The 22,291-nt window shown below is 59.8% G+C and carries 22 protein-coding genes; 9 read left to right on the top strand and 13 right to left on the bottom strand.

What is annotated here, in order from left to right; genetic code table 11:
- Positions 1–24: 24 nt before the first annotated feature.
- Positions 25–1,173: an NAD(P)/FAD-dependent oxidoreductase gene (locus F8N44_RS01675; protein WP_150649055.1), complete on the bottom strand. Its 1,149-nt coding sequence runs from the start codon at positions 1,171–1,173 to the stop codon at positions 25–27.
- Between the two features lie 20 nt (positions 1,174–1,193).
- On the bottom strand, positions 1,194–1,361 hold the full coding sequence (locus tag F8N44_RS01680; protein ID WP_003437744.1) for a rubredoxin: 168 nt from the start codon (positions 1,359–1,361) through the stop codon (positions 1,194–1,196).
- A 200-nt stretch (positions 1,362–1,561) separates the two neighbouring features.
- On the opposite strand from F8N44_RS01680, the gene F8N44_RS01685 reads away from it, so the two are divergent.
- Positions 1,562–2,122, top strand: a complete 561-nt coding sequence (locus F8N44_RS01685) for a chorismate--pyruvate lyase family protein (protein WP_150649056.1) — start codon at positions 1,562–1,564, stop codon at positions 2,120–2,122.
- Positions 2,122–3,012: a 4-hydroxybenzoate octaprenyltransferase gene (gene ubiA / locus F8N44_RS01690; protein WP_150649057.1), complete on the top strand. Its 891-nt coding sequence runs from the start codon at positions 2,122–2,124 to the stop codon at positions 3,010–3,012. The genes F8N44_RS01685 and ubiA overlap by 1 nt, the downstream gene beginning before the upstream one ends.
- 114 nt (positions 3,013–3,126) lie before the next feature.
- On the opposite strand, the gene F8N44_RS01695 is transcribed toward ubiA, so the two are convergent.
- On the bottom strand, positions 3,127–3,510 hold the full coding sequence (locus tag F8N44_RS01695; RefSeq protein ID WP_150649058.1) for a hypothetical protein: 384 nt from the start codon (positions 3,508–3,510) through the stop codon (positions 3,127–3,129).
- A gap of 151 nt (positions 3,511–3,661) precedes the next feature.
- Here F8N44_RS01695 and phoB point away from each other — a divergent pair, with 151 nt between their 5' ends.
- The 3 genes from phoB (at position 3,662) to F8N44_RS01710 (ending at position 7,163) form a co-directional block, all read left to right on the top strand.
- Complete coding sequence (phoB, locus tag F8N44_RS01700) at positions 3,662–4,351, top strand: phosphate regulon transcriptional regulator PhoB (RefSeq protein WP_007896474.1); 690 nt, start codon at positions 3,662–3,664, stop codon at positions 4,349–4,351.
- A 74-nt stretch (positions 4,352–4,425) separates the two neighbouring features.
- Positions 4,426–5,712 (top strand): phosphate regulon sensor histidine kinase PhoR, encoded by a 1,287-nt coding sequence (gene phoR, locus F8N44_RS01705; protein WP_263597090.1) that lies wholly within the window; start codon positions 4,426–4,428, stop codon positions 5,710–5,712.
- 110 nt (positions 5,713–5,822) lie between these two features.
- Complete coding sequence (locus F8N44_RS01710; RefSeq protein WP_007920256.1) at positions 5,823–7,163, top strand: hemolysin family protein; 1,341 nt, start codon at positions 5,823–5,825, stop codon at positions 7,161–7,163.
- Positions 7,164–7,279: 116 nt separating this feature from the next.
- Here F8N44_RS01710 and F8N44_RS01715 read toward each other — a convergent pair whose 3' ends face one another.
- The 7 genes from F8N44_RS01715 to F8N44_RS01745 all read right to left on the bottom strand — a co-directional run bounded on the left by F8N44_RS01715 (position 7,280) and on the right by F8N44_RS01745 (position 16,495).
- Positions 7,280–8,176, bottom strand: a complete 897-nt coding sequence (locus F8N44_RS01715; RefSeq protein ID WP_150649060.1) for a peptidoglycan DD-metalloendopeptidase family protein — start codon at positions 8,174–8,176, stop codon at positions 7,280–7,282.
- 209 nt (positions 8,177–8,385) lie between these two features.
- On the bottom strand, positions 8,386–9,342 hold the full coding sequence (locus F8N44_RS01720; RefSeq protein ID WP_150649061.1) for a response regulator: 957 nt from the start codon (positions 9,340–9,342) through the stop codon (positions 8,386–8,388).
- A gap of 176 nt (positions 9,343–9,518) precedes the next feature.
- Positions 9,519–10,280, bottom strand: coding sequence for a phosphate signaling complex protein PhoU (gene phoU / locus F8N44_RS01725; protein WP_007954334.1), 762 nt, complete (start codon positions 10,278–10,280; stop codon positions 9,519–9,521).
- Between the two features lie 71 nt (positions 10,281–10,351).
- Positions 10,352–11,185 (bottom strand): phosphate ABC transporter ATP-binding protein PstB, encoded by an 834-nt coding sequence (gene pstB / locus F8N44_RS01730; protein WP_007920249.1) that lies wholly within the window; start codon positions 11,183–11,185, stop codon positions 10,352–10,354.
- 168 nt (positions 11,186–11,353) lie between these two features.
- Positions 11,354–13,024, bottom strand: coding sequence for a phosphate ABC transporter permease PstA (gene pstA, locus F8N44_RS01735; protein ID WP_108224949.1), 1,671 nt, complete (start codon positions 13,022–13,024; stop codon positions 11,354–11,356).
- A gap of 16 nt (positions 13,025–13,040) precedes the next feature.
- A complete protein-coding gene (locus F8N44_RS01740) occupies positions 13,041–15,074 on the bottom strand; it encodes an ABC transporter permease subunit (RefSeq protein ID WP_180988182.1) in 2,034 nt (677 codons plus the stop codon).
- Between the two features lie 422 nt (positions 15,075–15,496).
- The gene (locus F8N44_RS01745) at positions 15,497–16,495 is read right to left on the bottom strand and encodes a phosphate ABC transporter substrate-binding protein PstS (protein WP_150649063.1); all 999 of its coding nucleotides are present in this window, start codon (positions 16,493–16,495) and stop codon (positions 15,497–15,499) included.
- Between the two features lie 188 nt (positions 16,496–16,683).
- Between F8N44_RS01745 and F8N44_RS01750 the strand changes: the two genes are divergently transcribed.
- Positions 16,684–17,742, top strand: coding sequence for a helix-turn-helix domain-containing protein (locus tag F8N44_RS01750; RefSeq protein ID WP_150649064.1), 1,059 nt, complete (start codon positions 16,684–16,686; stop codon positions 17,740–17,742).
- Entirely contained in the window at positions 17,739–18,239 is a 501-nt protein-coding gene (locus F8N44_RS01755; RefSeq protein WP_150649065.1) for a type II toxin-antitoxin system VapC family toxin, read from the top strand. Before F8N44_RS01750 ends, F8N44_RS01755 begins: the two co-directional genes overlap by 4 nt.
- Positions 18,240–18,248: 9 nt before the next feature.
- On the opposite strand, the gene F8N44_RS01760 is transcribed toward F8N44_RS01755, so the two are convergent.
- Positions 18,249–19,547: an MFS transporter gene (locus tag F8N44_RS01760; RefSeq protein ID WP_150649066.1), complete on the bottom strand. Its 1,299-nt coding sequence runs from the start codon at positions 19,545–19,547 to the stop codon at positions 18,249–18,251.
- A gap of 376 nt (positions 19,548–19,923) precedes the next feature.
- Between F8N44_RS01760 and F8N44_RS01765 the strand changes: the two genes are divergently transcribed.
- On the top strand, positions 19,924–20,328 hold the full coding sequence (locus F8N44_RS01765) for an acyl-CoA thioesterase (RefSeq protein WP_003229628.1): 405 nt from the start codon (positions 19,924–19,926) through the stop codon (positions 20,326–20,328).
- Between the two features lie 57 nt (positions 20,329–20,385).
- Entirely contained in the window at positions 20,386–21,285 is a 900-nt protein-coding gene (locus F8N44_RS01770; RefSeq protein WP_150649067.1) for a D-hexose-6-phosphate mutarotase, read from the top strand.
- A gap of 125 nt (positions 21,286–21,410) precedes the next feature.
- Here F8N44_RS01770 and F8N44_RS01775 read toward each other — a convergent pair whose 3' ends face one another.
- Both F8N44_RS01775 and F8N44_RS01780 read right to left on the bottom strand, forming a co-directional pair.
- Positions 21,411–21,947: a DUF3299 domain-containing protein gene (locus tag F8N44_RS01775; RefSeq protein ID WP_007920225.1), complete on the bottom strand. Its 537-nt coding sequence runs from the start codon at positions 21,945–21,947 to the stop codon at positions 21,411–21,413.
- Between the two features lie 93 nt (positions 21,948–22,040).
- Positions 22,041–22,286 (bottom strand): GlsB/YeaQ/YmgE family stress response membrane protein, encoded by a 246-nt coding sequence (locus F8N44_RS01780; RefSeq protein ID WP_007920223.1) that lies wholly within the window; start codon positions 22,284–22,286, stop codon positions 22,041–22,043.
- Between the last annotated feature and the right edge of the window lie 5 nt (positions 22,287–22,291).

Raw genomic sequence — 22,291 nt, forward strand, 5'->3', positions numbered from 1 at the left:
TGATTCCGACAGAACGACCGGTATTTACGCCAGCAGGGCCGGAAGCTGTTTGTTCAGGGCGAGTTTTTCCATCACCGCGGCGCCGGTCAGCGCGTAACCGAGCAATTGACCGTCGGCGCTGTGGCACAGCGCCTTGATGTCGGCGCCCTGCCCTTCAACCGTCCAGACGCCTTCGCTGCCTCTTGGCGGTGGCGATACGACCAGCGGGCACACCGGGGTTTTCACGGTGATCGGCATCGGGCCGTAGCTCACGGCGGTCGGGTTTCCAGCGAGGGTTTGTGCCAGCGCTCGCGCACAGCTCATGAGGGGCATCACGTACAGCAGATTCAGCCCGTCGACCTCGGCGCAGTCGCCCAAGGCGTAGATATTGGCGTGGGAGGTTTTCAGGTGCCGGTCGACCACGACGCCGCGATTGACTTGAACGCCAGCCGCAGCCGCCAGATCAATGCGTGGACGCAGGCCGATGGCCGAAACCACCACGTCGCAAGGAATGACCTGGCCGTCGGACAAGTGCGCTTCCAGGCCGTCGGTGACTTTTTGCAGGCGGGTCAGCACCGGGCCGAGGTGGAATTTCGCCCCCAGGCTTTCCAGCCCGGCCTGCACCGCTGCCGCAGCGGCCGGGTGCAGCAGCATCGGCATGACTTGTTCGCACGGCGCCACCAGTTGCACTTCGTAGCCGCCAAGGATCAAGTCATTGGCGAATTCGCAGCCGATCAGGCCTGCGCCCAGCAATAGCACGCGGCGTTTACCAGCCGCCGCAGTACGGAAACGCGCGTAGTCTTCGAGATCGTTGATCGGGAACACCAGATCCGCGCCATCGCCTTCGATGGGCACACGCACGGTTTCTGCGCCCCAGGCGAGGATCAGGTCGCGGTAGTACACCGCCTCTTCACCGATCCACAGGCGCTTGTGGCCGGCGTCGATGCCGCTGATACGCGTGTGCGTGCGTACTTCGGCTTTCAATTGCTCGGCCATGGCGCCCGGTTCGGCCATGCTCAGGCCATCGGCGTCTTTGTTCTTGCCGAAACCGGTGGAGAGCATCGGTTTGGAGTAAGAGCGCCCGTCATCGGCGGTGATCAGCAGCAGCGGGGTTTCGCTGTCGAGCTTGCGAAACTCCCGGGCCAGGTTGTAGCCCGCAAGGCCAGTGCCAATGATGACGACAGGTGCGCTCATGCCTTACTCCTTGATTGTGCTTAGTTGATTTCGATCATTTCGAAGTCCATCTTGCCGACGCCGCAGTCCGGGCACAGCCAGTCTTCCGGTACGTCCTGCCACAGGGTGCCCGGCGCAATGCCGTCATCCGGCCAACCGTCGGCTTCGTTGTAGATCAGGCCACAGACGATGCATTGCCACTTTTTCATTCAGGTACTTCCTCAGGGTTCAGGCTTGGTGCCGGCGCGGACGGTCGATGGAGTTGCGCTGCCATCCGGCTCAGGGCGTTTTGTACTGATGGTGCCGGGCAGATGCAAGCCTGTTCGGCGCAATGGCGCCCCGGATCAATCAATAGCGCAGCTCGCCATGGTAAGCTCGCCGCCTCATTTGCGGCCAATAATGACTCATTGTGCAACATACAAATGCCTGCCCGACCCCGCTCTGGCTGACCCAAAGCCGACTGACGCCCCTCCCCGATTCGTTGACCCTCGACTGGCTGTTCGACGAAGGCTCGCTCACCCGCCGCCTGACCCGGCTGTCCAGCGATGGCTTCAGCGTCACGCCGCTGTTCGAAGGCTGGGACACCCTGCGCGCTGACGAATGCGCCGCGCTGGATCTGGCCGAGGGCAGCGAAGGCTGGGTACGCGAGGTGTATTTGCGCGGTCACGGCGAGGCTTGGGTGTTTGCCCGCAGCGTCGCCTCACGCGCCGCTTTGCAGGGCGACGGTTTGCACATGGACGAACTCGGCAGCCGTTCGCTGGGCGAGTTGCTGTTTTGCGATCATGCGTTCCAGCGCCGCGCCATCGAAGTTTGCCACTACCCTGAACAATGGCTGCCACAAGACGCAAAAGCGCCTGAGCTGTGGGGCCGTCGTTCGCGCTTTGATCGTGGCGCGCTCAGCGTCCTGGTTGCGGAAATCTTCCTGCCGAACCTGTGGAATGCCGCCCGCGCCCATCCGGAGAACTGCTGATGTATCAGAGCCTGCTCAAGTCCCTGAACCGCTTGAACCCGCGCGCCTGGGATTTCATTCAGTTGACCCGGATGGACAAGCCGATCGGCATTTACCTGCTGCTATGGCCGACCCTGTGGGCGTTGTGGATTGCCGGCAAAGGCTCGCCGTCGCTGGCCAACGTGGTGATTTTTGTCCTCGGCGTGATCCTGACCCGCGCGGGTGGCTGCGTGATCAACGACTGGGCCGATCGCAAGGTCGACGGCCACGTCAAACGCACCGCGCAACGGCCTTTGGCTGCGGGCAGAATCAGTTCGAAAGAAGCGCTGGTGTTCTTTGCGCTGTTGATGGGTGTGAGCTTTCTGCTGGTGCTGTGCACCAACGCACTGACCATTTGGTTGTCGCTGGGCGGTTTGGCGCTGGCGTTCACTTATCCGTTCATGAAGCGCTACACCTATTACCCGCAAGTGGTGCTGGGCGCAGCGTTCTCTTGGGGCATGCCGATGGCGTTCACTGCCGAGACGGGAGAGCTGCCAGCGGCGGCGTGGCTGCTGTGGATCGCCAATCTGCTGTGGACGGTCGGTTACGACACCTATTACGCGATGACCGATCGCGATGACGATTTGAAGATTGGCGTGAAATCCACGGCGATTCTGTTTGGCGAGGCGGATCGGGTGATCATCCTGAGCTTGCAGGCGTTGTCATTGGGTTGCCTGTTGCTGGCCGGTTCGAAGTTCGAGCTGGGCGTCTGGTTCCATCTCGGCTTGCTGGTGGCTGCTGGCTGTTATGCGTGGGAGTTCTGGTACACCCGCGATCGTGACCGCATGCGTTGTTTCAAGGCGTTTTTGCACAACCACTGGGCCGGTTTGGCGATTTTCGTCGGGATCGTGCTGGATTACGCACTGCGCTGAGGATTCACAACTGTGGGAGCGAGCCTGCTCGCGAATGCGTCGTGTCAGTCAGCCATTGCGTTAACTGACACACCGCCTTCGCGAGCAGGCTCGCTCCCACAGGGGGATTTGCGTTTATTTGGCTTTGGCGACTTTCCAGGCGCCGTCCATTTTGCCGTCACCGGTCATGTCACCGGCCTTCTTGTCCATCACGAAGGTGTATAGCGGCATGCCTTGGTAAGCCCACTGCATCGAGCCGTCGTCACGCTTAATCACGGTCCAGTCGCCCATCGACTTATCGCCGGTCTCAGCCTTCAACGGTGGCCAATTCGCAGCGCATTTGTCGTTACACGCGGATTTGCCGGCGGAGTCTTTGGCGAAGGTATACAGGGTCATTCCCTTGTTATCGGTGTACATACCGTCCTTCTCCATCGCCGGATCGGCAGCCATGGCCAGTCCCGGCAATGCCAGGGCGGCAGCCATCAGCAGGGCTTTGAAAGAAACAGTCATTTGAGTCATGGAAACCTTCTTTTGTGGTTGTCAGGATTCGGACTTAGAGCTTAGTTGAGGATTTGCACAATCGCCGCCGGACTAAAATACTGTCACACGACTGCAATAATTCCGTTATCTAATGCGGCGCAAGACAGTTAAATGACAAGAGGATTAAGGCATGGTTGGCAGGAGCATTCTGATCGTCGACGACGAAGCGCCCATTCGCGAAATGATCGCCGTTGCGTTGGAAATGGCCGGCTATGACTGCCTCGAGGCGGAGAACTCGCAGCAGGCGCACGCCATCATTGTCGACCGCAAGCCGGACCTGATCCTGCTCGACTGGATGCTGCCCGGCACCTCCGGCATCGAGCTGGCCCGCCGCCTCAAGCGTGACGAGCTGACCGGGGACATCCCGATCATCATGCTCACCGCCAAGGGCGAAGAGGACAACAAGATCCAGGGCTTGGAAGTCGGCGCCGACGACTACATCACCAAACCGTTTTCCCCACGCGAACTGGTCGCACGCCTCAAAGCCGTGCTGCGCCGCGCCGGCCCGACCGACGGCGAGGCGCCGATCGAAGTCGGTGGCCTGCTGCTCGACCCGATCAGCCACCGCGTGACCATCGACGGCAAACCCGCCGAGATGGGCCCGACCGAATACCGTCTGCTGCAATTCTTCATGACCCACCAGGAACGCGCCTACACCCGTGGCCAGTTGCTGGATCAGGTCTGGGGCGGCAACGTCTACGTTGAAGAACGTACCGTCGACGTGCACATCCGCCGCCTGCGCAAGGCCCTCGGCGACGCTTACGAAAATCTGGTACAAACCGTGCGCGGCACCGGCTACCGGTTTTCCACCAAGGCCTGAGCCGACCGCCAGACTCGCTGACAAGGACCGTATTTCCCGTGAATCAAAACTGGCATGGCACCCTGATTCGCCACATGCTGCTGCTGGTCACCGCCTGCCTGGTGATCGGCCTGATCACCGGCTATTACGGCTGGAGCCTCGCGGCGGGTCTGGGGATTTATCTGGGCTGGACGCTCAAGCAATTGCTGCGGCTGCACGAATGGCTGCGCCAGCACCAACCCGATGAAGCACCGCCCGACGGCTATGGCCTGTGGGGTGAGGTGTTCGACAGCATCTACCACCTGCAACGCCGCGACCAACGCGTACGCGGGCGCCTGCAAGCGGTGATCGACCGGGTTCAGGAATCCACCGCCGCGCTGAAAGACGCGGTAATCATGCTCGACAGCGACGGCAACCTGGAATGGTGGAACCGCGCTGCCGAAACGTTGCTCGGCCTCAAGACCCCACAAGACAGCGGTCAACCGGTGACCAACCTGGTCCGGCATCCGCGCTTCAAGGAATACTTCGAGCAGGACAGCTACGCCGAGCCGCTGGAAATTCCTTCGCCGACCAATGATCGCGTGCGCATTCAGCTGTACCTGACCCGCTACGGCAACAATGAGCACTTGATGCTGGTGCGCGACGTCACGCGTATCCATCAGCTGGAACAGATGCGCAAAGACTTCATCGCCAACGTCTCCCACGAATTGCGCACACCACTGACAGTGATCTGCGGCTATCTGGAAACCCTGCTCGACAACGTCGAGGAAGTGAACCCACGCTGGAGCCGCGCCCTGCAGCAGATGCAGCAACAGGGCGGGCGTATGCAGACGCTGCTCAACGATTTGTTGCTGCTGGCGAAACTCGAGGCCACCGATTACCCGTCGGACAACCAGCCGGTGCAGGTCGACTCGCTGCTGCAATCGATCAAGAGCGATGCGCAGCAATTGTCCGGATCAAAAAACCAGCGCATAACGCTGGAAGCCGATGCCAGCCTGTTGCTCAAGGGCAGCGAGGCGGAGTTGCGCAGCGCGTTTTCCAATCTGGTGTTCAACGCAGTGAAGTACACCCCGGCCGAGGGCAACATCCGCATTCGCTGGTGGGGCGACGATCAGGGCGCGCACCTGAGCGTGCAGGATTCCGGGATCGGCATCGACAGCAAACACTTGCCGCGCCTGACCGAACGCTTCTACCGCGTCGACTCCAGCCGCAACTCCAACACAGGCGGCACCGGCCTGGGTCTGGCCATCGTCAAGCACGTGTTGCTGCGCCATCGCGCGCGCATGGAGATCAGCAGCGTGCCCGGTCACGGCAGCACATTCACCTGCCATTTTGCCCCGGCTCAGGTTGCCCAGGCGCGGGCGATCAGCGCCGCTGAGTAATGTCGCACTAGGCAATCGCCAGGTCAGCCGCTACATTGGCTGACTTGTGCCTGCCTTTCAGGCGCGATTTTTCTCTCTCTTGAATCACACGGAACCCGCAAAACTCCATCATGGACCCTTCCCCTGGCTTGTCCCTCGCTACAATTTTCGCCGACTTCGGCATGATCCTTTTCGCTCTGATCCTGGTTTTGCTCAACGGCTTTTTCGTTGCGGCGGAATTCGCCATGGTCAAACTGCGCTCGACCCGAGTCGAGGCCATCGCCGATCAGAACGGCTGGCGCGGGCACATCCTGCGCACCGTACACAGTCAGCTCGATGCGTACCTCTCGGCCTGTCAGCTCGGTATCACCCTCGCCTCCCTCGGCCTCGGCTGGGTCGGTGAGCCGGCGTTCGCACACATTCTCGAGCCGCTGCTGAGCGCGGTCGGCGTGCAGTCGCCGGAGATCGTCAAAGGCGTGTCGTTCTTCACCGCGTTCTTCATCATTTCCTACCTGCACATCGTCGTCGGCGAGCTGGCCCCGAAGTCGTGGGCGATTCGCAAACCGGAGTTGCTGTCGCTGTGGACGGCGGTGCCGCTGTACCTGTTCTACTGGGCGATGTACCCGGCGATCTACCTGCTCAACGCCAGCGCCAACGCGATTCTGCGCATCGCCGGCCAGGGCGAACCCGGCCCGCACCACGAACACCACTACAGCCGCGAAGAACTGAAGCTGATCCTGCACTCCAGCCGTGGTCAGGATCCTAGCGATCAGGGCATGCGTGTTTTGGCTTCCGCGGTGGAAATGGGCGAGCTGGAAGTGGTCGACTGGGCCAACTCCCGCGAAGACCTGATCACCCTGGAATTCAACGCACCGCTGAAAGAAATCCTGGCGATGTTCCGTCGCCACAAGTTCAGCCGTTATCCGGTGTACGACAGCGAGCGCCAGGAGTTCGTCGGCCTGCTGCACATCAAGGATCTGCTGCTGGAGCTGGCGGCGCTGGACCACATTCCCGAGTCGTTCAACCTGGCTGAGCTGACCCGCCCGCTGGAGCGTGTGTCGCGCCATATGCCGCTGTCGCAGTTGCTGGAGCAGTTCCGCAAGGGCGGCTCGCACTTCGCCGTGGTCGAAGAGGCTGATGGCAACATCATCGGCTACCTGACCATGGAAGACGTGCTGGAAGTGCTGGTTGGCGACATTCAGGACGAACACCGCAAAGCTGAGCGCGGGATCCTCGCCTATCAGCCGGGCAAGCTCTTGGTGCGTGGTGACACGCCGCTGTTCAAGGTGGAACGCCTGCTGGGCATCGACCTTGATCACATCGAAGCGGAAACCCTCGCCGGGCTGGTCTACGAAACCCTGAAACGGGTGCCGGAAGAGGAAGAAGTGCTGGAAGTCGAAGGCCTGCGGATCATCATCAAGAAGATGAAAGGGCCGAAGATTGTGCTGGCGAAGGTGTTGATGCTGGATTGAGTGCAATGCGGGAAACCGCGTTGCCTGCTAAAAGATCGCAGCCTGCGGCAGCTCCTACAGGGATTGCATTCCCATGTAGGAGCTGCCGCAGGCTGCGATCTTTTGCTTTTAGAAGCTTACTGCTTGCCCAACGCAAAGTTGGGCAACGCCCCCAGCGGCTGGTTGAACTGATACGGAATCGACACCAACCCTTCCCCGGTATTGCGCTGCACCACAAAGTGCAAATGCGGGCCACTGCTGTTGCCAGTGTTGCCTGACAGCGCCAGCGGACTGCCCACCGTCACTCGCTGGCCTTCGCGCACGCTCACCGAACCTTGTTTGAGGTGCAGGTACACGCCCATCGTGCCGTCATCGTGCAGCACCCGCACAAAGTTGCCGGAAGCATCGTTGCCGCGTCCGCTCTGTGCGTTTTCGGTTTTCACCACGACCCCGGCCCGCGCAGCAATGATCGGCGTGCCGACCGGCATGGCGATATCCATCGCGTACTTGTTCTTCGGCCCGTAGTGGCTGTATTGGCCGTTGGCGCCCTGACTCAGGCGGAACGGCCCGCCGCGCCATGGCAGTGGATAGCGATAGCCCTGAGCGGTTCCGCCAGGGTCGCCGAGGGAATAGTGAAATTGCGGCGTATACACCAGCGGCTGCTTGCCGGACACCGCCGTCAGCAACGCCAGCCGCGTATTGCTGCGCGCTGGCAGCACCCGGCGGATGGTTTGCGCCGGCGCGCCGCGCACATTGCTCATCCCGGTGAACGCCAGCGCCACCTCGACCGGCGCATACAGATCGTTGCGCACGAAGACCACGTCGGCACCCTTCTGCTTTTTGATGTCGAGGTAGACCTGCCGCTCCAGGCGCTCGACCATTCGGTCCTGAAAGACGAACACCTGCGCGCCTTTGCTCGGGCGGTCGCTGTAGGAGACCACGCCGTTGGCATCGGTGGATTTGTAAATGGTCATGGCCGCAGCCGAGGTGGAGGCCACCAATAGACCAAAGAAAAACAGCAGGCGCGCGAGCATGGGCAAAAGTCTGTCGAAAGGAAGGCCTGGAAAAGAGCCTAGCAGGTGAAGCAGACCAGGCTAGTCGACAGATGTTTCAAATTGGCAGGAGCGGGAGATGGGTGGTGCTTTTGATGGCCCCTTCGCGAGCAGGCTCGCTCCCACATTTGGAATGCATTCCAGGGTGGGAGCGAGCCTGCTCGCGAAGGCGGACTGTCAGGCAACGAAGATCACGCGCCCGGAACGAAGTGCTTCTGCGCCGTGCCACGGGCGATCAGGCGGGAGATGTAGTCGAGTTTCTGCGCATCCTGGTCGACAAAGCGGAAGGTCAGTTGCAGCCATTCGCTGTCCGGTTTCTGCTCAAACGCGACGACGGCGTGCAGATAGCCGTTCAGGCGGGCGATTTCGGCGTTGTCGCCCTGCTCCAGATCGAGCACGGCGCTGTCGAGGATCTGCGGCAGGGTGTCGGTGCGCTTCACCACCAACAATGCTTCCTTGATGCTCAGAGCCTTGATCACGCATTGCTGAGTACCGCTTGGCAGACGCAATTGGCCCTGGCCGCGACCGCTGGCCGGTGCCGACGCGGCGGCGGGTGCCTTGACCGGAGGGCTGTTGAGCAAGCCACGGGATGGCGCAGCAGCGGGCGCTGGCGCGGCAGCAACCGGTTTGGCGAACGGATTGACCGCAGCAGCTGCCGGCGCGCCGCCGACCACGGCAGGCTTGCCGCCGGTCAAGGCGCTCAGGGAATCGTTGCCAAACGCCGAGTTCATCTTGGTCGGCGCGCTGTTCATCAGGGTGTCGAGCTTGCCGACCTTGTTCAGCGCCTGTTTGACCTTGGTGAGCAGTTGCTCGTTGGTGAACGGCTTGCTGACGTAACCGGAAACACCGGCCTGAATCGCCTGCACGACGTTTTCCTTGTCGCCACGGCTGGTAACCATGACGAACGGCATGGTCTTGAGGTTGTCTTGCTCACGGCACCAGGTCAGCAGCTCGAGACCGGACATTTCCGGCATTTCCCAGTCGCACAGGACCAGATCGAACGCCTCTCTGGCCAGCATGGCCTGAGCCTTTTTACCGTTGACGGCGTCCTCGGTGCGGATCCCCGGGAAGTAATTACGCAGGCACTTTTTCACCAGGTCACGAATGAACGAAGCATCGTCCACGACCAACACACTGATCTTGCTCATCCAACACCCCTATTAAAATCCCGGCAAGCATAACGCTGGCTGATGGCACATTGCCAAAACTCTTCAGTCACGCCGGGACTTTTCGTTCGCGGGTGCTGCTTTTTAATCGAATCTGCCCATGAAAAGCACAAACAAAAACGCCCGGCCAAAGGGCCGGGCGCTTTTCTCAGGCAATCTTACTTATCGTCAGCATCGCCCGGAACATTAGCGGTTTCGCCGCTTGTCCCTTCAACTTCTTCCTTCATGCGCTTGAGGCCCATGTGGCGCACGTCGGTGCCGCGCACCAGGTAAATGACCAATTCGGAGATATTGCGCGCGTGGTCGCCGATGCGCTCCAGCGAACGCAGCACCCAGATAATGCTCAAGACCCGCGAGATAGAGCGCGGGTCTTCCATCATGTAGGTGGCCAGCTCACGCAGGGCGGTCTTGTATTCGCGGTCGATGATCTTGTCGTACTGCGCCACCGACAACGCCAGATCGGCGTCGAAACGGGCGAACGCGTCCAGTGCATCGCGAACCATGTTGCGCACCTGGTCGCCGATGTGGCGAACCTCGACGTAACCGCGCGGCGCTTCGCCTTCTTCGCACAGCTGAATAGCGCGGCGGGCGATCTTGGTCGCTTCATCACCAATGCGCTCCAGGTCGATCACCGACTTGGAAATGCTGATGATCAAACGCAGGTCAGACGCTGCCGGTTGACGACGGGCAAGAATGCGCAGGCATTCTTCGTCGATGTTGCGTTCCATTTGGTTGATCTGGTCGTCGATCTCGCGCACCTGCTGAGCCAGGCCGGAGTCAGCCTCGATCAGCGCGGTCACCGCGTCGTTGACCTGCTTCTCCACCAGCCCGCCCATGGCCAGGAGGTGGCTGCGCACTTCCTCAAGCTCAGCGTTGAACTGCGCGGAGATGTGATGGGTAAGGCCTTCTTTACTAATCATGTTGGCGTCCTTGGAGCGTCCGGTAAGGTGCGGTGGGCCGCAGCGTCAATACAGTGAATAACCCGCAACTGTCAGCCATAACGACCGGTGATGTAGTCTTCGGTCTGCTTTTTCGCCGGATTGGTGAACAGGGTGTCGGTGTCGCCGAATTCCACCAGTTTGCCCATGTACATGAACGCCGTGTAGTCGGACACCCGCGCGGCCTGTTGCATGTTGTGGGTCACGATGACGATGGTGAACTTGGACTTCAGCTCGTAGATCAGCTCTTCGACTTTCAGCGTCGAGATCGGGTCGAGGGCCGAGCACGGTTCGTCGAGCAGCAGCACTTCCGGCTCAACCGCGATGGTACGGGCGATGACCAGACGCTGCTGCTGACCACCGGACAGACCGAGGGCTGACTCGTGCAGACGGTCTTTGACTTCGTCCCACAGTGCCGCGCCTTTCAATGCCCACTCGACCGCTTCGTCGAGGACGCGCTTCTTGTTGATGCCCTGAATGCGCAGGCCGTAAACCACGTTTTCGTAGATTGTTTTCGGGAACGGGTTGGGTTTCTGGAACACCATGCCGACGCGACGACGCAGCTCCGCAACGTCTTCGCCCTTGCGATAGATGTTGTTGCCGTAGAGGTTGATCGCGCCTTCTACGCGGCAGCCGTCAACCAGGTCGTTCATGCGGTTGAAGGTGCGCAACAGCGTGGATTTACCGCAGCCGGACGGGCCGATGAACGCGGTCACGCGCTGCTTCGGGATGTTCATGCTGACGTCGAACAGCGCTTGTTTCTCACCGTAGTACAGGCTCAGGCCCGGCACTTCGATGGCAACGGTTTCCTGCGCCAGATTCAGGCTCTGCTTGTCGCGCCCCAGGGCGGACATGTTGATGCCGTGGCTATGTGTTTCGTGCTGCATGGGAGGCTCCCTGTGCTAACAAATTCGGTTCGGAACACTGCTTGTTGCAGCTTCCATCAATATTCCAGTGGACGCGGTTCAATGTGGGAGCGAGCTTGTTCGCGAAGGGGCCCTTGAGGCCGCCAAAAGCTTCGCGAGCAAGCTCGCTCCCACAGGGTTCGCTCGTCCTTAGCTATCCAGTGCTTTGTATTTTTCGCGCAGGTGGTTGCGGATATACACCGCCGACAGGTTCAACGTGGCGATCACCAGCACCAGCAACAGCGCCGTGGCGTACACCAGCGGACGCGCCGCTTCGACGTTCGGGCTCTGGAAGCCGACGTCATAGATGTGGAAGCCCAAGTGCATGATCTTCTGGTCCAGGTGCAGGTACGGGTAGTTGCCGTCCACCGGCAGCGACGGCGCCAGTTTCACCACACCCACCAGCATCAGCGGCGCCACTTCACCGGCGGCGCGAGCCACGGCGAGAATCATGCCGGTCATCATCGCCGGGCTGGCCATCGGAATGACAATCTTCCACAGGGTTTCAGCCTTGGTCGCGCCGAGGGCCAACGAACCTTCACGCACGGTACGCGGGATACGCGCCAGACCTTCCTCGGTCGCCACAATCACCACCGGCACCGCCAGCAGCGCCAGGGTCAACGAAGCCCAGAGCAGCCCCGGCGTACCGAAGGTCGGTGCCGGCAGTGCTTCGGGGAAGAACAAGCGGTCGACCGAACCACCCAACACGTACACAAAGAAGCCCAGACCGAACACGCCGTAAACGATGGCCGGAACACCGGCAAGGTTGTTTACCGCGATACGGATAATCCGCGTCAGAGTGTTCTGCTTGGCGTATTCACGCAGGTACACCGCCGCCAGCACGCCGAACGGGGTGACGATCATCGCCATGATCAACGTCATCATCACGGTGCCGAAGATCGCCGGGAAAATCCCGCCTTCGGTGTTCGCTTCACGCGGGTCATCCGAAAGGAACTCCCAGATCTTGCTGAAGTAGAAGCCGACCTTGGTGAAGGTGTTCATCGCGTTCGGCTGGTAGGCGTGAACCACTTTGCCCAGACCGATTTCGATCTCTTTGCCGTTGGCATCGCGAGCGGTCAAGGCATCGCGGTTGAACTGCGCATGCAGATCGGCCAGACGCGCTTCGATGTCCTGATAACGCGCATTCAGCTCGGCACGCTCGGACTCCATGTCCGCTTGCGCGGTGGCGTCGAGCTTGCCTTCCAGTTCCAGTTTGCGACCGTGCAGACGGATGCGTTCCAGTCCGGCGTTGATTGCACCGATGTCGGTTTTTTCCAGCGACTTCAGTTGTGCCGCCAGACCGTTTACCCGGTTGATCCGCGCTTGCAGCTCAGGCCATGCAGCCTCGCCTTCGGCGATGACCTTGCCGTCCTGTTTGACGTTGACCAGGTAGCCGTAGAAGTTGCCCCACTCGCGACGCTCGATCGCCATCAGTTCTGGCGGCGTGGTCTGGTTGGTCAGCCACTCGCCGACGATCCAGGTGAAGTCGTTGCCGTTCAGGTCACGGTTGCCGACCTTGATCAGCTCGCGGGTCATGAATTCCGGGCCTTCATCGGGCACCGGCAAACCGGCGCTCTTCAGACGGGCACGGGGCACTTCTTCTTTCTGTACCACTTCACCGACGACCAGGTGATTGGCCTGACCCGGTACGTCGTAGTTGGCGTGGACCAAGTCCGCCGGCCAGAAGTGACCCAGACCGCGTACGGCAATCACCGCCAGCAGGCCAATGGTCATGATGACCGCGATGGACACCGCGCCACCGCTGATCCAGACGCCCGGGGCGCCGCTCTTGAACCATCCTTTCAGGGAGTTCTGTTTCACAGACTTCTACCTTTGCTTAAAGCGACGAGTATTTCTTGCGCAGACGCTGACGAATCAGTTCTGCCAGGGTGTTCATGACGAAGGTGAACAACAGCAGCACCAGCGCCGAGAGGAACAGCACGCGGTAGTGGCTGCCGCCGACTTCCGACTCGGGCATTTCCACCGCGACGTTGGCGGCCAGGGTGCGCAGGCCTTCGAACAGGTTCATTTCCATGACCGGGGTGTTACCGGTGGCCATCAGCACGATCATGGTTTCGCCGACCGCACGACCCATGCCGATCATCAGCGCCGAGAAGATCCCCGGACTAGCAGTCAGGATCACCACGCGGGTCATGGTCTGCCACGGCGTGGCACCCAGCGCCAGCGAACCGAGGGTCAGGCCGCGCGGCACGCTGAACACGGCGTCTTCAGCGATCGAGTAGATGTTCGGGATCACCGCAAAACCCATGGCCAGACCAACCACCAGTGCGTTGCGCTGATCGTAAGTGATGCCGAGGTCGTGGGAGATCCACATGCGCATGTCACCGCCGAAGAACCAGTTCTCCATGAACGGGCTCATGTACAGCGACAGCCAGCCCACAAACAGAATCACCGGAATCAGCAACGCACTTTCCCAACCGTCCGGGACTTTCAGGCGGATCGATTCAGGCAAGCGGCTAAAGGTGAAACCGGCCACCAGAATGCCGATCGGCAACAGCATCAACAGGCTGAAAATGCCCGGCAGATGCCCTTCAACATACGGTGCGAGGAACAGGCCAGCGAAGAAACCGAGGATCACCGTCGGCATCGCTTCCATCAGCTCGATCACCGGTTTGACCTTACGGCGCATGCCCGGGGCCATGAAGTAGGCGGTGTAGATCGCCGCAGCCACGGCCAGTGGAGCGGCCAGCAACATCGCGTAAAACGCGGCTTTCAGGGTGCCGAAGGTCAGTGGCGACAGGCTTAGTTTCGGTTCGAAATCGGTGTTGGCCGCAGTCGATTGCCAGACGTATTTAGGCTCGTCGTAGTTCTCGTACCAGACCTTGCTCCACAGCGCGCTCCACGACACTTCCGGGTGCGGGTTGTCGAGCAGCAGCGGTTGCAGCTTGCCGCCGGCTTCCACGATCACACGGTTGGCACGCGGCGACAGACCGAACAGGCCTTGGCCTTCCACCACTTGATCGACCAGCAAAGTGCGGTGCGCGGTGCTGTGGAACACGCCGAGCTTGCCGCTGGCATCTAGCGCGAGGAAGCCTTTGCGACGCTCTTCGGCGGAGATTTCAACGATCGGCGTGGTGCCCATCTGGAACGTGCGGATCTGCTTCAGGCGCAACTCACCATCGGTGTCACGGGCCATGAACCATTGGGCCAGACCACCCTTCGAGTCGCCGACGATCAGCGAGATGCCACCGACCAGTTGCGTGGTCGCGGTGACTTCAGCATCAGCGTTTTCCAGCAGTTTGTAGCGACCGTTGAGGCTCTTGTCGCGCAGGCTGAACACATCGGCCTGAGCGCGACCGTTGACCACGTACAGCCACTGCTGGCGCGGGTCGACGAAGATGTTTTTCACCGGCTCAGTCATCTGCGGCAGATCGATACGCTTCTGCTCGTTGGTGACTTCACCGGTCATCATGTTTTCTTCGCTGGTCAGCGACAACACGTTGAGTTGCGAACCGGTTGAACCGACCAGCATCAGGGTGGTGTCGGTGGCGTTGAGGCTGACATGCTCCAGCGCACCGCCGGCTTCGTTCAGCGCGATCGGTGCCTCACCATATGGATACTCGATGGCCGGGCTGATGGTTTTCTTGCCATCGGGGTAGCTGACTTTATAGGTGTGACGGAACACCAGTGCCTGACCGTTGGACAGGCCCACGGCCACCAGCGGATGGCCCGGCTGATCTTCACCAATCGAGGTCACGGTGGCACCGGCAGGCACCGGAAGATCGACGCGCTTTAGTTCAGCGCCACTGTCGATATCGAAGAACAATGCTTGGCCCTTGTCGGAAACGCGCATGGCCACCTGATTCTGCTCCTCGAGCGAAATCATCAGCGGCTTGCCGGCGTCCTGCATCCAGGCCGGGGTGATCGAGTCTTTCGCGGTCAGGTCGGCACCCTGAAACAGCGGCGCAACCACGTAGGCGAGGAAGAAGAAGATCAGGGTGATGGCTGCCAGCACCGCGAGACCGCCAACGAGGACGTACCAGCGGGTGAAGCGATCCTTGAGCGCGCGAATGCGGCGCTTGCGTTGCAGCTCAGGCGTATTGAAATCAATGCGCTTGGGAGGATTAGTAGTCATGTGGGAATTGGCCAGATCATTCATGCGCTCACCCTAGCGATCCTGTATGACAGAAAGATGACAATGCAGTGACGCAGCAAATCCACCGCCAGCGGGACTGGCAGAGGATCAAAAATTTGAGGTGTGGAAAAGGCCGGCCTGCGAGCAGATCCGGCCTTTTACCTGAGTCCGGTGGGGTTCACCCTGGACTCAATTTGTTACTTCTTTGCGACAGCGCCGCCTTCCTGCAGACCCAGGTCAGCCAGTGCTTTTGCAGCAACCTTGGCTGGCAGTGGGATGTAGCCGTCTTTCACTACCACTTCCTGGCCCTGCTTCGACAGCACCAGTTTCACGAACTCAGCTTCCAGCGGAGCCAGAGGCTTGTTCGGGGCTTTGTTGACGTACACGTAGAGGAAACGCGACAGCGGGTATTTGCCGTTCAGGGCGTTTTCTTCGGTGTCTTCGATGAAGTCAGTGCTGCCCTTCTTCGACAGCGCAACGGTTTTCACGCTAGCGGTTTTGTAGCCGATGCCCGAGTAACCGATGCCGTTCAGCGAGGAGCTGATCGACTGCACAACCGACGCCGAACCTGGTTGTTCGTTGACGTTTGGTTTGTAGTCGCCTTTGCACAGGGCTTCTTCCTTGAAGTAGCCGTAGGTGCCGGATACCGAGTTACGACCGAACAGTTGTACTGGCTTGTTGGCCAGGTCGCCGGTCACGCCCAGGTCGCCCCAGGTTTTCACGTCGGCTTTGGCGCCGCACAGACGGGTCGACGAGAAGATCGCATCAACCTGTTCCATGGTCAGGTGCTGGATCGGGTTGTCCTTGTGTACGAATACCGCCAAGGCGTCCACGGCAACCGGGATAGCGGTTGGCTTGTAGCCGTACTTCTGCTCGAAGGCCGCCAGTTCGGTGTCCTTCATCTTGCGGCTCATCGGGCCCAGGTTGGAGGTGCCTTCAGTCAGTGCAGGTGGCGCAGTGGCGGAGCCAGCGGCCTGAATCTGGATGTTGACGTTCGGGTATTCTTTTTTGTAGTTCTCAGCCCAGAGGGTCATGAGGTTGGCCAGAGTATCGGAGCCGACGCTGGACAGGTTGCCCGACACACCAGTGGTCTTGGTGTAGCTCGGGATAGCAGGGTCAACAGCGGCAACCGCGTTGGCAGTCGCAACGCCAGCAGCGACAAAAGTCATTGCCGCCATCAAACGCTTCAGTTTCATGCCTTACTCCTAGCAGATAGGGTGTGTTAAGTCGGGGCCAAGTATCAGCAGGCCGTGTGAACACTCTATGGCTGAAATATGACAATTGGATGAAAGGCCAGCATGGGCATCACCTTTAAAAAAGGAAACGCTTTGCAGGTTGACAAATCATCTTATAAATATAGCCTTGTCAACCACGAGAGGGCCCCATGATAAACGATCGAATTCGCTGCGCACGTCTGCAAAAAGGCCTCAGCCTTGAGGCTTTGGCGATGGAGCTTGGCGACATAACCAAGCAAGCCTTGAGCAAATATGAGAAAGGGTTGAGTACCCCTAACTCAACTCGTCTGCTGCAACTGGCCAGAGCGCTTCAGGTCAGCCCTGAGTATTTCTTCCGCGTGGAAGCAATTGCGCTGGCGCCTCTGGAGTTTCGAAAACTGGCCCGAATGCCTAAATATCGCCAGGCACAGGTGGAAGAGAAAATTCGGGAGCACCTTGAGCGTTACATCGCGCTTGAGGAGTGTTTCGATCCTGCCGACATACACACTCCAGCTACTCCGGCACAAATGATCCCCGTTTCCTGCCTTGAGGACGCCGAACGCGCTGCAGAGCAACTTCGTCAGTTCTGGGGAATTGGCAGCGATCCCATTGCCAATCTCACCGAACAGTTGGAGGAGCACAGCATAAAGGTCGCCATGCTAAACGGCCCGGACGATTTCGACGGGGCCTGCGCCGCCACCGGTAACGGCGAGCACGTGTTGATTGCACTGAATGCCGATCGCCCAGGCGAACGAATCAGGTTCACTGCCGCGCATGAACTCGGCCACTGGGTCATGGCATTACCCGAGGATATGCCGGAGAGGGACAAGGAAAATTGCTGCCATCGATTCGCTGGCGCTTTTCTCTACCCGGCGAAAAGTGTCACCGGTGACTTCGGCAGCCATCCTCGCTCCAGAGTTCATCCACGAGAATTGCTGATTGCAAAGCGCCAATACGGGATATCGATGCATGCTGCGTTAAGACGCCTGAAAGATCTGAAGCTACTCAGCGAAAGTGGCTACAAATCCCTCACCTTCCAGTTCAGCGCCAATGGCTGGCGCAAATCAGAACCTGAACCGCTGCCTTGCAAGCCGCCACTGCGATTTGAATCGCTGGCTTTCTGGGCTCTGGCAGAAGGACTGATTACCAAATCTCGGGCTGCCGAACTGTTGCGTAAACCAGTGAGCGCATTAGATCCTAATTTCCTGGGCTCACTGGAGAATGCATGAGTCTGATCTTCATCAGTGATACGAATATCTGGATTGACTTCAGAAACGCCGGATTACTGGAGCAGATGTTTCGATTGCCCTTCACCCTTTGTTGCACCGATTTTGTCATGCACGAGCTTGCAGATTTTTCCCATCAGGAACTGCTTGATCGAGGGTTGAGTGTCGAGTCGTTCGATGAATCTGGCGTGATCAGACTCTTCGAGCTGAAAGTCGAGCACAACAACAGCTCGCTGGCTGACGTGTCTTGTTATCTGCTGGCACAAGAAACAGGACGTCCGTTGCTGACAGGAGATGGCAAGTTACGGCGACAGGCACAACGAGATGGACTGGAGGTCCACGGCGCTCTTTGGCTACTCGATCTGATGGTTGAACATCAGGTTATTGGAAAGCCGCACGCCGCCGATGCCTTGGCCCACATGCTTGAGCATGGCGCTCGACTCCCCACTGGCGAGTGTGAAACAAGGCTCTCACGGTGGCGAGAGCCTTTGATAGGCTGAATCTTAGGATCAGCGCCCCTTCTTCCAGAGCCACGCCCCGACCAGAATCCCCATCGCACACAGGACCGCCACATAGTAGGCAGGCCCCATCGCGCTTTCTTTCAGCAACAGGCTGACCACCATCGGCGTCAACCCGCCGAAGATCGCGTAAGCCACGTTGTACGAGAACGACAAGCCGCTGAAACGCACCACCGGCGGGAACGCTTTAACCATCACATACGGCACCGCACCAATGGTGCCGACCAGAAAACCGGTCAACGCATACAGCGGGAACAGCCAGTTCGGGTGATCGGCGAGGCTGTGATAGAAGGTCCAGGAGCTGGCCAGCAAGCCCAGGCAACCAAACACAAACACGCGGCCGGCGCCAAAGCGATCTGCCAACGCGCCGGAGATAACGCAGCCAATGCTCAGGAACACGATCGCCAGACTGTTCGACTGCAGCGACTCGGTCGGCGTGAAGTGATAGACCGTTTGCAACACAGTCGGGGTCATCAGAATGACCACGACGATGCCAGCGGAGAGCAGCCAGGTCAGCAGCATCGAGATCGCAATCGCGCCGCGATGATCACGCAGCACCGCACGCAGCGGCACTTCTTCGGCCAAGGCTTTGCGCAGTTGCAGTTCGGCAAATACCGGGGTCTCGTGCAGCCAACGGCGCAGGTAGACCGAGAACAGGCCGAACACACCGCCCAGCAGGAATGGAATCCGCCAGGCGTAATCGGACACCTCAGCCGGCGTATAAATGCTGTTGATCGCCGTGGCGACCAGCGAGCCGAGCAGAATACCGGCGGTCAGGCCGCTGGTGAGGGTGCCGCAGGCGTAGCCCATATGCTTTTGCGGCACGTGTTCGGAAACGAAGACCCACGCGCCCGGCACTTCCCCGCCAATCGCCGCGCCCTGAATTACCCGCATCAATAGCAGAAGAATCGGCGCCCACATGCCGATCTGCGCATACGTTGGCAGCAGACCCATGATCAGGGTCGGCACGGCCATCATGAAAATGCTCAGGGTGAACATCTTCTTGCGCCCCAGCAGATCGCCGAAGTGCGCCATGACAATGCCGCCCAGCGGCCGTGCGAGGTAACCGGCGGCGAAGATGCCGAAGGTCTGCATCAGGCGCAGCCACTCGGGCATGTCGGCCGGGAAGAACAGCTTGCCGACCACAGTGGCGAAGAACACGAAGATGATGAAGTCGTAGAATTCCAGCGCACCACCGAGGGCGGACAGCGACAGAGTCTTGTAGTCATTGCGGGTCAACGGTCGTGCGGGTTGCTCGGGCTGCGCGAGGCTCGAAGGCGCTGTGGTCATGGCAAGGGCTTCTCTTATAGTCGGATCTGCCGCCACAACAACGCTGGCGGTGGCTTGGGCAGGTTCGGCACCATAGCAAATTGTTCGAAAAAGCACATAGAGGTGCGTATTTGACGGTCGAAATCAGAACCGGATGGTCGTCGCGGAGTCTACCGACCGATATACTCGCAACCTGCTCCGGTTTGTAGGGGGTTGCTGTGCGAAAACGTCGTTGGCCCGGCCTTTGCTCGGGATTAGCCGGTTTCGCAGAGTTTCTCCTTTAGGCGCCTTATGGAAAACGTGACGAACGTAGTATGTTCGGTGCTGAATCGTTTTTCCCGAAGACGGCTACCACCAGCAATACCAACAAGAGTCACGGGTCAGAGGCACCCCCGGCATGATAGAGCTCGAACAAGAAGATCCGATCCCGCAAGGCGACCTGGCCCTGCAAATCACTGCACTCCCGCGCGAAACCAACGGCTTTGGCGATATTTTCGGCGGCTGGCTGGTAGCGCAGATGGATTTGGCCGGCACCGCAATGGCCAGCCGCGTGGCAGGTGGTCGTGTAGCGACCGTAGCCATTGACCGCATGGCGTTTCTGGTGCCGGTCGCTGTCGGCGCGCAATTGTCCTTCTATACCCAGACCCTGGAAATCGGCCGCAGCTCGATCCAGATGATGGTCGAAGTGTGGAGCGACGATCCGCTGTCCAGCGAGTGGCGTAAAGTGACCGAAGCGGTTTTCGTCTTCGTCGCCATCGACGGCAGCGGTCGCACTCGCTCGGTTCCACCACGCGCGCGTTAAACCTCGTGGCCGTTTGACGGTCGATAGTGGTCCTTGTTACTGATCGAGAGCTGTCCCATGAACACGCCCAACGTTGAAGCGGTGAAACTGGATGAACTGAACTGCTGGCGCATCCGCCACGGTCAGGCCGAAGTGCTGGTAGCCCAGCAAGGCGCGCACATCCTCAGTTATCAGATCGATGGGCAGCCGCCGATCATTTGGCTCAACGACAAGGCCGACTTCAAGACGGGCAAAAGCATTCGTGCCGGTGTGCCGGTGTGCTGGCCGTGGTTCGGCAAGTTCGAACGCAACCCGCAGAACGTGCAGGCCATGTACACCGGTGAGCAACCGGCACCCGCGCACGGTCTGGTACGGGCGATGGATTGGGAGCTGGGCGGCATCGAATCGGAGGCTGACGGCATCAAGGTCGAGTTCAAGCTGCCCTACCCTGACGGTGGCCTGCCGGGCTGGCCGCACGAAGTCGATCTGACCCTGACCCTGCATTTGTCCGAGCAACTGAGTTTCAGCCTGACCAGCCACAACCGTGGCAGTGACACCGTCAGCCTGAGTCAGGCGCTGCACACTTATTTCGCAGTGAGTGACGTGCGCAATGTGCACGTCGATGGCGTGGATGGCTTGAACTACATCGAGACGCTGGATGACTGGAAGATCAACAGTCAGCAAGGCGACCTGCATTTTGCCGGTGAGACCGACCGCATCTACCTCGATGCGCCGCCACAGCTGAGCATTGTCGATCCAGCCTGGGAAAGACGCATTGTGCTGACGGCTACCGGCTCACGCACGGCAGTGATCTGGAATCCGTGGATTGACCGCGCTGCGGCGTTGGCGGATATGGATAATGATGGCTGGCAGCGCATGCTGTGCATCGAGACGGCGAATGTGATGGATGACATCGTCAGCCTGGCGCCGGGCGCGAGCCATACCATGGGCGTGAGTGTCGCCAGCAAGCCGCTCTAACAGCACCGCAATACAAAATGTGGGAACGAGCCTGCTCGCGAAGGCGTTGTATCAGTCAACATTCATATGTCTGACACACCGCTTTCGCGAGCAGGCTCGCTCCCACAGTTGTTTCGTGGTGACTGTTAGAGATCAGACTCCTGCACCACCCGCACCTTGTCCGCTTCCAGCGCATACGCCGCATCGGCCAGATCATTGCTGACCTTCTCGACTTTCAGCGTGCCGGTCACCCACAACGGTGTGTAGATATCGTCCAGTTTCAAACCTTTCGGATAACGCACCAGCACCAGTTGATTCGGCGGCGGTGGTGGCACGTGGATGCACGCGCCCGGATACGGCACGAGGAAGAACAACGTGCTGCGGCCCTTGGCGTCGGACTCCAACGGCACCGGATAACCACCGATGCGAATGTGCTTGTCGTTCATCGACGCCACGGTTTTGGTCGAATACATCACCGCCGGCAGACCTTTGGCCTGTTTCATCCCGCCCTTCTCGGTGAAGGTGCCGGTGGCTTCCGGGGAGTTGTGGTCGATTTCAGGCATGGCCTCGAGGGCCTTTTGGTCCGACTTGGGCATCAGTTCGAGCCAGTCGGTTTCCGGCAGTTCGCCGGCGTGGGCCAAACCGCTGCCCAGAAAGAGAAGAGTCAACAGAAGACGGCGCATGAAAGTGCTCGGTATAGAAAGGAAGGAACAATGAATCGCCGAGCATTCTAGCCCTCCCGGCCACTTTGGCAGAGAGGGCTTTGTCGCTTTGGATCAGTTCTTTTTGATCAGACCGTAGATCACCAGCAACACGATGGCGCCGACCAGTGCGCCGATGAAACCTGCGCCCTCGCCCGCGTGATAGATGCCCAGAGCCTGGCCGCCGTAAGTGGCTGCCAGCGAACCGCCGATACCGAGCAGGATGGTCATGATCCAGCCCATGCTGTCATCGCCCGGTTTCAGGAACCGCGCCAGCAGGCCGACGATCAAGCCGATAAAGATGGTTCCGATAATTCCCATGGCAT

The sequence above is a fragment of the Pseudomonas fluorescens genome (assembly GCF_902497745.1).
Taxonomy (GTDB): Bacteria; Pseudomonadota; Gammaproteobacteria; order Pseudomonadales; family Pseudomonadaceae; genus Aquipseudomonas; species Aquipseudomonas fluorescens_BM.